This is a genomic window from Tenacibaculum sp. TB-56, from assembly GCF_059716275.2.
Genome location: NZ_CM201367.1, coordinates 446,035 through 455,820 on the forward strand (window position 1 = coordinate 446,035; position 9,786 = coordinate 455,820).

Here is a 9,786-nt window from a genome sequence, read left to right on the forward strand (position 1 = left end):
TTTTTTTCTTGGTAGATTTATAAATATAACATTTTTTGCACAAACAAAAGAAGCACAGTATCTTTGCAGTCAGTCTTTTTTTAAATTTTACTATGAAGATTATAATAGCCGGGGCTGGAGACGTCGGTTTTCATTTGGCTAAACTCCTTTCTTACGAAGCGCAAGACACCTATGTAATAGATTTTGACGGTGAAAAGTTAGAATACCTAAACAATCACTTAGATGTGATTACAAAAAAAGGTGATGCTACCTCAATTAAACTACTAAAAGAAATAGGAATTAGTTCGGCAGACCTTTTATTGGCAGTTACTGAGAGCCCTAATACAAATTTCACAATTTCAGTAATAGGAAAAGCATTAGGAGTAAAAAAAACCATTGCTAGAATTAGTAACCCTGAATTTTTAGATAATCCTTGTATTAATTTTAAAGATTACGGAGTTGATTTTATGATTTCTCCTGAAGAATTAGCTGCGGAGGAAATCAAATCTCTTCTACATCAATCTTCTTTTAACGATACAGTTGCCTTTGAAAATGGTGCTTTTAATATCATGGGAACTACCCTAGGCTATAAATCCCCTATTCTTGATCTTACAGTAAAAGAGACAAAAGAAAAATATTGTTTAGTAGATTTTATTACCATAGCTATAAAGCGTGAAGGAACATCGCAAACAATTATTCCAAGAGGTGATACCGAATATAAAATAAACGATCAGGTTTATTTTTCCGTTCCAAAATACAGTATTGATAAGCTTTACCCTATTATTGGTAAAAATCATATTGACATTACCAACGTAATGATTTTAGGAGGAAGTCGAGTTGGACGAAAAACAGCTAGAAAGCTTTGTAAAGACAACTTTAAGGTGAAACTTATTGAAAAAGACAAAGACAAAGCTTTACAATTAGCCGAAGATCTTCGAAACACACTAGTTATTTATGGAGATGGTAGAGATTTAGAGTTGTTAGAAGAAGAAAACATTAGAGAAATGGATGCCTTTGTAGCTGTAACTGGTGATTCTGAAACAAATATTATGTCTTGCCTTGTAGCAAAATCTAAAGGAGTTAAAAAAACGGTTGCCTTGGTTGAGAACATGGACTACATAAACATTTCTCAAACCATAGGTATTGACACTTTAATCAATAAAAAACTAATTGCAGCTAGTAATATTTTCCGTCATATTCGAAAAGGAGAAATTGTTGCCTTAGCCAACTTACATAATGTAGATGCTGAAGTTTTTGAATTTGAAGTAAAACCGAATGCAAAGGTCACTAAAAAAGTAATTCGAGAATTGCGTTTTCCTAGAGAAGCTATCATAGGAGGTGTAATTAGAAACGGTGAACCTTTAATGTCTTTCGGAGATTTTCAATTACAAAGCGAAGATAGAGCCATTGTTTTTTGTTTACCTGAAGCAATAACAATTGTAGAAGATTTATTTAACTAATGGGAAATCTTAATCTAAAATTAGTTTATCGTTTTTTAGGAGTTACAGCCATTTTAAACGGATTGTTTATGTGGTTAACAGTTCCTGTAAGTATTTATTATAATGAAGCTGCAAAACTAGGAATCTTAAATGCAGGAATCATTACAATTACTCTTGGTACATTACTCTATTTTTTTAACAAACCAGACAACAATAATATTTATAAAAAAGAAGGATACCTTATTGTAACCCTTGGATGGCTAACATTATCTTTTACAGGAATGCTACCTTACTTACTTACGGGAAGTATTCCAAGTGTTACCAATGCTTTTTTTGAAACCATCTCAGGATACTCAACAACAGGTTCTTCTATTTTAACAGATATTGAATCAATGCCAAAAGGAATTTTATTTTGGCGTAGTGCTACGCATTGGATTGGGGGTATGGGAATCATTGTTCTTACCATTGCTATTTTACCTTTATTAGGTATTGGTGGTATGCAGCTTTTTATGGCAGAAGCTCCTGAACCTTCAGCAGATAAACTACACCCAAGAATTACCGATACAGCTAAACGTTTATGGTTAATCTACGTTTTATTAACCGCTGTTGAATTCTTATTATTAAAAGTAGCGGGTATGACTTGGTTTGATGCCATAAACCATGCAATGGCTACGGTAAGCACCGGTGGATTTTCAACCAAAAATGCAAGTGTTGCCCATTGGAATGACACTCCTCTAATTCAATATATCATCATCTTTTTTATGTTTATAGCAGGTACCAACTTTGTACTTACCTATTTTGCATTAAAAGGAAAAGTTAGAAAAGTTATACAAAGCGAAGAGTTTAAATACTATTTCTTCGGAATTATAGGTATTTCGGCTATCGTAGCACTTATGATTATCTTTTTTCAAGATCCGAATTTACAAACAACCATAGCACACCCAAAAGTATGGGGTGAAGTAGAAAGTGCTATTCGCCACTCGTTATTCTCTGTAATTTCAGTAGTAACCACCACTGGTTTTGTTACTGCCGATTTTACTATGTGGAGCTTTTTTGTTACTGCTATATTTTTCTCTCTATTTTTCTTAGGAGGTTCAGCAGGATCTACCTCTGGAGGGGTGAAAATTGTTCGACACATTATCATGCTGAAAAACAGCTTTTTAGAGTTCAAAAAATCGCTACACCCTAATGCTATTATTCCTGTACGTTACGATGGTAAAGCAGTAAACCAAACGATTATATTTAATGTACTTTCATTTTTTATCCTGTACATGTTAATATTTATTATTGGTACAGTTGTTCTAGCTCTTTTAGGATTGGATATAAAATCTGCTTTAGGTGCTTGTGCTTCTTCTTTAGGAAATATTGGCCCTGCTATAGGGAGTGTTAGTCCGGTTGATAATTTTAACCACCTATCTATGGGAGCAAAATGGTTCTGTTCTTTCTTAATGCTAATTGGACGTCTAGAGCTATTTACTGTGTTAATTTTATTAACTCCATTTTTCTGGAGGAAGAATTAGTTAAACCACCTTTTACAACAGGAAAAACACCCAATAACAACTTAAAAACCAAAAAGTTAAGATAAAAACATTATTTTTAGTTGATTAACCAAATCTCTTATAGTTATGAAACTAAAAATTGCATTGCTTTTTTTTATTTGCTTATTAAACATCCCTGAAAGTAAAGCTCAAGAAGCTTTTTTGGGAGAAATTAGAATGTTTGCTGGTAATTTTGCTCCTAGAGGATGGGCATTTTGTGAAGGTCAATTAATGCCTATAGCACAAAATCAAGCCTTATTTTCTTTATTAGGAACCATATATGGAGGAGATGGCAGAACAACATTTGCCTTACCTGATTTAAGAGGAAGAGTAGCTATTAGTGCTGGTCGTGAACCTGGTTTACAAGACTACAGGCAAGGTTCCATTGGAGGAGCCGAATTCAGAACTCTATCTATAGCACAAATGCCTGCTCATAATCATACTGCTACTTTCACAAAAACAAATGGAAATGCGAACATAGCAATACCTACATATGCTGATGAAGCTAATGAAAGTGAACCATCTAACCTTTCTTCTTTTGCTATTGGTAATTTTCAAGGAGACGAAACTAAAATGTACTCTACTGAAGCACCAGATGGCAACTTAAGACCTTTCTCTACTTCTCTAACTGTTGAAGGAACTGTAACCGTTGAAAATCAAGGAGGAAATCAATCATTTGACAACAGACAACCATACACTACAGTAATATACATCATTTGTATACAAGGGATTTATCCTTCAAGAGGTTAATCAGATAATCATAAAATACGACAAACTAACCTTAATTACTATGAAACATTATTACAATTTGTTACTTACGGTCATGTTATCTATATTTTGTACACTACAGTCTTTAGCACAAAATACAGGAGATATCGCTTTTATTGCATTTAATACGGATGGAGATGATGATTTTGCTATTGTTGTTTTAAATGACATTCCTGCTAACACCACAATATTCTTTTCTGATGATGAATTAAATGGAGCTGGTGGATTTGTTGATTTTAATGAAGGAAACTTGGAATGGAATACCGGTGGGGCAGTAATTTCAGCTGGAACTGTAGTTACATTTACAGATACTGACAGCTCTATAAACCCTGGATTTGGTTCTTCTATAGGATCCTTATCATCAGCAGGTGCTGGAGGCACTTTAAATTTAGCTGCTAGTGGTGATGCTTTATTTGCTTATTTAGGTACTGTTGAAGCACCAACTACATTTTTAGCAGGTATTCAAAATGAAGCGGGTAACTACGGTGATTTAACTGGTAGTGGCTTAACTGAAGGAAGTACTTTTATTAACCTCTTTGAGACAGGAAATCCCGACGGGGGCAAATACATTGGGCCAAGAACAGGTTTAGGTGCTTATAGTGCCTATCTTACTGAAATAGCCAATATTACTAATTGGTTAATTGACATCGATAATGGCGAAAATCTTCTTCCACTTGATAATACAGCTTTTAAAGTTACACCTATTTGGACTGGCGCAACTAATAACGATTGGAATACAGCTTCAAACTGGGATTACAATGTTGTTCCTCCTAACAATGCAGATATAACTATTCCTTCTGGGTTAGAGAACTATCCAACTGCCTCGTCAGCGTTAACCTTTAATTCATTAACAATTAATAGTGGAGCTTCTTTTATACCACAAAGTACTGTTACTGGTACTGTAACTTATAAAAGAAGTTTACCAACTACATTATGGTACTTGGTATCACCTCCTGTTGCTGGTGAAACTTTAGAGGATATTATTGCTAACCATACCTTGGCTTCTGGTAATGGTGGCAATTTAGGGTTAGCTCCTTATAGCAATATTACTGGATCAGCGTGGTTATATGTGCAAAGTGGTAATACTGGAACAATAACTAATGGAACAGGTCTCTCTATTAAATTAGCTACTCCTGGAGAGGTTTCAATCAGTGGAACAGCTAATACTTCTAATATTGCTAAAGCTATTTCTACAGGTAGTAGAACTAATTACAATCTTGTAGGAAATCCATATACAGCCTATATTAACTCTGCTAGCTTTACAGCTTCAAACTCATCTATACTTACTAGTGAGACCATTTGGTTATGGAATGGTACGCAATACACTACCCGAAATGCAGTTAACCCAATTGAAATTGCTCCAGGGCAAGCATTCTTTGTAGAAGCCGCGGCAAGCAACAATGTTATCTTTGCTTTTTCAAACCAAAGTCATCAAAATTCAGATACATTCATGAAACAGGAACCTATTCCTTCAATTGAGTTATCTGTTAACAATAACGAAATCAAGAGATCTACACAAGTTTTTTATGTTTCTGGAAAAACTACTGGATATGATAGAAGTTATGACTCGAAAATGTTTGGAGAAGATACTTCTGGCTTAGCTGTATTTACTGAGCTACTCACCAATAATCAAGGAAAACAATTAGCTATTCAAACATTACCCAATAATGATTATGAAAAGATGATTATTCCCATTGGTTTAAGAGCTAATGCTGGTGAAGAAATAACTTTTTCTGTGAATTTTGAAAACTTACCAGATAACCTTAAAGTATATTTAGAAGATAAAAACAATAACACTTTCATTAATTTATCTGAAAAGAACTATACTACTACGCTTAGTAAAAATTCTAATAGTACAGGACAGTTCTACCTACACACAAGTGCTAAAAACTTAAATTTAAACCTACCTAATGAAACAAAAGGTATAGAATTATTTAAAGCTAAAAACAGTCAAGTCATTATTGTTAAAGGGCTTCAAAATCAAAAAGCTACTTTAAAAATGTTCTCTTTATCAGGTAAACAAGTTTTTAATACCACTTTTAACTCCAATGGTTATACTGAAATTTCAACACCAAAACTAGCTTCAGGTGTTTACCTTGTTGAGTTAGTTTCAGATTCTATAAAAACGAATGCTAAAATTATTTTAGACTAAAAAATTAAGAATTATGAAAAAACAAACTAAACATAACAATAAAGAAATAACTAGAAAAGAAGCTTTAAAGAAGATAGGAACCTACAGTAAATATACTGCTTTAACGGCTTTAGGAACCTATATGATTTTAAATCCGCAAAAAGCTCAGGCGTCAAGCCCTGAAAACCCAGGAGATGACTTTTAAGATTCAAAAAGAATTAAAAAAACCTCCAGAAGTTCTCGAGGTTTTTAATATTTTCATGAATATATGACCACAAAAAATCTCGAAAACAAACAGATTATTTGGTTTCAAGACAACAATGAATATCTTGTTGTAGCTCCTTTAGTTGCTGAAACCCTTTCTCTTTTAAACAAAAAAATTAACAAAGAAGAAATTGTTTCTAAAATAACTAAACAAGTTAATATTCCTAACAAAGAAGCCTTTAGTTTAGTTCAGGATATTGAAGTGCTACTTAACACTTCAAAAAAAACACCTGGAAATAATCAAACTCTTTTAGTACAGAAACCACAGGTATTTCATTCAATAAAATATTATAAAATAAACGGATTCTATTTTCAAGTAAAATTTGCTTCTGATATAGAAACCTCTTTAGTGCATCCAAAATTTGCTCACTTAGAAACTGAAAAAACGAATGGTATCGATTATCTTTTTGAAGTTTTTAGTGATTATAATGCTATTTCTTTTTCTATAGATGGTTTGCACATCGGTACTTGGAACTTGAATGAAGTACATTTTTTTCAAGGAAAATTTTCAATGGAGTTAGTACAGAAAATATATCAAAGAAATGAAGATGAATGGATAGGTACTTTTCACGCATCTGCAGTTAGCGATAACAATAATACTATTCTGTTTTTAGGAGATTCTGGCAATGGAAAAAGCACCTCTTTAGCATTATTACAAGCTAATGGTTTCAATTGTTTAGCGGATGATTTTGTTCCTATTGACACATCTTTATTGGCACACAGTTTTCCTGCTGCTATCTCAATAAAAAAAAATAGTTTGGAGACATTACTTCCAATTTATCCAGAATTGAAAACATCTGCTGAATATCATTTTAAAAAACTTAATAAAATTGTTCGGTACTTACCTACCAACAACAAAAATTACTCTTTAAAACTTCCTTGTAAAGCCTTGGTCTTTATCAAGTATCAAAAAAATAGTGATTTAATCATTAATAAAATTTCAAACATTACAGCTTTTGAACAATTAGTACCTGATTCGTGGTTATCTCCCCTCCCTGAAAATGCTAAACTTTTTTTAGATTGGTTTGAAAAGTTACCATGTTATCAGCTAACTTATTCGGATAATGAAAAAATGATTTCAACTGTTAAAAAAATATTTGCTGATGACTTATAAAGAGGCTTTATTATTTATTGGTAAGTGTCTAACTATTACTTACGAAAAAACGAATAGGGATTTAGTTGAAGAAAAAATTAAATCGGATTTGGTTGACTGGAACGCTGTAGTTAAAGTAAGTACAACCCACTATGTTTTCCCAGCATTATATTGCAATTTAAAACGAGCTGATTTTTTACACTACTTACCTACTGATTTAGTCGAATATATGAAACATATTACTGATTTAAACAGGGAGCGAAATCAGCAAATTATAAAAGAAGCTAAGGAAATTAATGAACTTTTACTATCAAACAATATCAATCCCATTTTTTTAAAAGGAACGAGTAATTTATTAGAAGGGCTTTATGAAGATACCGCTGAAAGAATGGTAGGCGATATTGATTTTTTAGTTGATAAAAACCATATTGAAACTACTCTTAATATCCTAAAAAAATATGGCTATACTGACAAAGTTTCTGAGCTTTTTGATGATCACAGGCATATACCTAGAATTACACATCCTGAAAAAATTGGAGCTATTGAAATTCATAAAAACATGTTACGAAAAGAAAAAGCTACATTTTTCAACTACAGAACTGTTAAAGACTCTCTGTTTACAACTAATAACATCACCCTTTTATCAATTGAAAATCAAATCAAACTAACTGTATTTTCTAAATTGATTAATGATAATGCTTACTTTCTTAAAAGCATCAACTTAAGAGGTGCTTATGATGTTTTCCTTCAAGGAAATAAACTAAAATCTGAAACTATAATTACAGACACAAACCTATCTAAAGAATTAAATGGTGGTTTAGATTTATACAGTTTTATTTTATCTAAACCACAGAACCTACAATACACTTCAGACAACAAAAGTCAGCAATACATTAAAGATTGTTTACAAAGCTTAACACCAAACAGCTATACCAAAATCAAGAAAAAGATGTTAAGCTTCTACTTAAAATTATTATCTAGAGTTCAAATTTTATTCAAAGCCCTATTTAATAAATCTTATTTTTTATTTGTTTACTCTAAAATAACAGATGTTAATTGGCTAAAAAGAAAGTTTGGTTTTAAACCAAGTTCTTAATCTCATCAAAATCTAAACCTCCATAATTACCAGAGCTCATCAATAACAAAGCTGTATTCTCTAGGTTTTGACTAAATAAAAACTCTTTAAATTCCTGCGGATTTGTATAGATAATCAAATCATCTCGCTCAAAAGCATTCGCTATTTGTGCTTCAGAAACTTCTTCTAGCTGTTTAATTTTTACTGCATGGGGAGAATAAAACACCACTGCTTTATCTGCTTTATCTAAAGCTCCTTTATATTCTGATAAAAACTCAGCATTTAAACTTGAATAGGTATGTAATTCTAAACATGCTAACAAAGTTCTACCTGAATATTGATTCTTAACCGCAGCTGTAGTTGCTGCAACTTTAGATGGTGAATGTGCAAAATCTTTAAACACAACTGACGAAGAATTTTCAGCAATCTTTTCTAAACGTTTGCTTGCTCCTTTAAAACTAGCAATTGCTTCATAAAACTCATCTTCATCTATTCCCATGTGTTGACAAATCCACTTTGCCCCAGCTAAGTTTTGTAAATTATGATCTCCAAAAATTTCTAACGGTAAATCTCCCTCAGACGTTTCTAAATAAGTAGTTCCATTATCTATAAAATAATCAGGAGTATCGTATGGATACTTCTTAATCGGATGAGTTGAACTTTCTACCACTTCTTTTAAAATGGCATCTTCCTCATTATATACCATGATTCCTCCATTTGTTAAAGAATCAGTAAAAATCTTGAACTGTTCTACATAGTTTTCAAATGTTGGAAACACATTGATATGATCCCACGCAATTCCACTTAACAATGCAATATTAGGTTTGTATAAATGAAACTTCGGACGCATATCTATCGGCGAACTCAAATATTCATCTCCTTCTAACACAATAAATTCATTTTCCTCTGTCAAATGCACCATGGTATCAAAGCCTTCTAATTGTGCACCAACCATATAATCTACTTCTCTTTCATGATAATTCAATACATGTAAAATCATAGAAGTTATGGTTGTTTTCCCATGTGAACCACCTATAACTACACGAGTTTTATCTTTAGATTGTTCATATAAAAATTCTGGATACGAATAAATTTTCACTCCTAATTCTTGCGCTTTCAACAACTCAGGATTGTCTTTTTTTGCATGCATTCCTAAAATTATAGCATCTAAATCGGTAGTAATTTTTTCTGGAAACCAACCAAATTCTTCTGGCAACAACCCTTTATTTGCTAAACGAGTTTTTGATGGATCGTGAATTGTATCATCACTTCCTGTTATTTGGTATCCTTTTTGTTGTAAAGCAATGGCTAAATTATGCATTGCACTACCACCTATGGCTATAAAATGAATTCTCATGTAGTAAATTATCTGTAATGTATAAAAACCCAAAAATACAAAACCAAGTAAGAATTTTAAGTATCTTTAAATATTAAACTCATTGAAAAGTTGCACACACTCACTCAAATACTATTATTACAAACTTTAACTTGTAATAAAT

At 32.2% G+C, this 9,786-nt stretch carries 8 protein-coding genes; 7 read left to right on the plus strand and 1 reads right to left on the minus strand.

Annotation, left to right across the window (positions count from 1 at the left end):
• Window positions 1-92 precede the first annotated feature (92 nt).
• From trkA to AC3VI6_RS02195, 7 genes are all read left to right on the plus strand, one after another.
• Window positions 93-1,439 (plus strand): Trk system potassium transporter TrkA, encoded by a 1,347-nt coding sequence (gene trkA / locus AC3VI6_RS02165; protein WP_497704993.1) that lies wholly within the window; start codon window positions 93-95, stop codon window positions 1,437-1,439.
• Complete coding sequence (locus AC3VI6_RS02170; RefSeq protein WP_497704994.1) at window positions 1,439-2,938, plus strand: TrkH family potassium uptake protein; 1,500 nt, start codon at window positions 1,439-1,441, stop codon at window positions 2,936-2,938. Before trkA ends, AC3VI6_RS02170 begins: the two co-directional genes overlap by 1 nt.
• 105 nt (window positions 2,939-3,043) lie before the next feature.
• On the plus strand, window positions 3,044-3,706 hold the full coding sequence (locus tag AC3VI6_RS02175; protein WP_497704995.1) for a phage tail protein: 663 nt from the start codon (window positions 3,044-3,046) through the stop codon (window positions 3,704-3,706).
• 40 nt (window positions 3,707-3,746) lie between these two features.
• Window positions 3,747-5,876 (plus strand): DUF8693 domain-containing protein, encoded by a 2,130-nt coding sequence (locus AC3VI6_RS02180; protein WP_497704996.1) that lies wholly within the window; start codon window positions 3,747-3,749, stop codon window positions 5,874-5,876.
• Window positions 5,877-5,889: 13 nt separating this feature from the next.
• Window positions 5,890-6,060, plus strand: coding sequence for a hypothetical protein (locus AC3VI6_RS02185; RefSeq protein ID WP_435255336.1), 171 nt, complete (start codon window positions 5,890-5,892; stop codon window positions 6,058-6,060).
• A 63-nt stretch (window positions 6,061-6,123) separates the two neighbouring features.
• Window positions 6,124-7,233 (plus strand): hypothetical protein, encoded by a 1,110-nt coding sequence (locus AC3VI6_RS02190; RefSeq protein ID WP_435255337.1) that lies wholly within the window; start codon window positions 6,124-6,126, stop codon window positions 7,231-7,233.
• Complete coding sequence (locus AC3VI6_RS02195) at window positions 7,223-8,308, plus strand: nucleotidyltransferase family protein (protein ID WP_497704997.1); 1,086 nt, start codon at window positions 7,223-7,225, stop codon at window positions 8,306-8,308. The genes AC3VI6_RS02190 and AC3VI6_RS02195 overlap by 11 nt, the downstream gene beginning before the upstream one ends.
• Here AC3VI6_RS02195 and AC3VI6_RS02200 read toward each other — a convergent pair.
• Window positions 8,292-9,644 (minus strand): UDP-N-acetylmuramate--L-alanine ligase, encoded by a 1,353-nt coding sequence (locus AC3VI6_RS02200; RefSeq protein ID WP_497704998.1) that lies wholly within the window; start codon window positions 9,642-9,644, stop codon window positions 8,292-8,294. The two genes, AC3VI6_RS02195 and AC3VI6_RS02200, sit on opposite strands and share 17 nt — an antisense overlap.
• Window positions 9,645-9,786: the final 142 nt, after the last annotated feature.

Coding starts and splice junctions, on each gene's coding strand:
- AC3VI6_RS02170 (WP_497704994.1), top strand. CDS start 1,439: ATGGGAAATCTTAATCTAAAATTAGTTTATCGTTTTTTAGGAGTTACA.
- AC3VI6_RS02185 (WP_435255336.1), top strand. CDS start 5,890: ATGAAAAAACAAACTAAACATAACAATAAAGAAATAACTAGAAAAGAA.
- AC3VI6_RS02200 (WP_497704998.1), bottom strand. CDS start 9,644: ATGAGAATTCATTTTATAGCCATAGGTGGTAGTGCAATGCATAATTTA.
- AC3VI6_RS02175 (WP_497704995.1), top strand. CDS start 3,044: ATGAAACTAAAAATTGCATTGCTTTTTTTTATTTGCTTATTAAACATC.
- AC3VI6_RS02195 (WP_497704997.1), top strand. CDS start 7,223: ATGACTTATAAAGAGGCTTTATTATTTATTGGTAAGTGTCTAACTATT.
- trkA (WP_497704993.1), top strand. CDS start 93: ATGAAGATTATAATAGCCGGGGCTGGAGACGTCGGTTTTCATTTGGCT.
- AC3VI6_RS02180 (WP_497704996.1), top strand. CDS start 3,747: ATGAAACATTATTACAATTTGTTACTTACGGTCATGTTATCTATATTT.
- AC3VI6_RS02190 (WP_435255337.1), top strand. CDS start 6,124: ATGACCACAAAAAATCTCGAAAACAAACAGATTATTTGGTTTCAAGAC.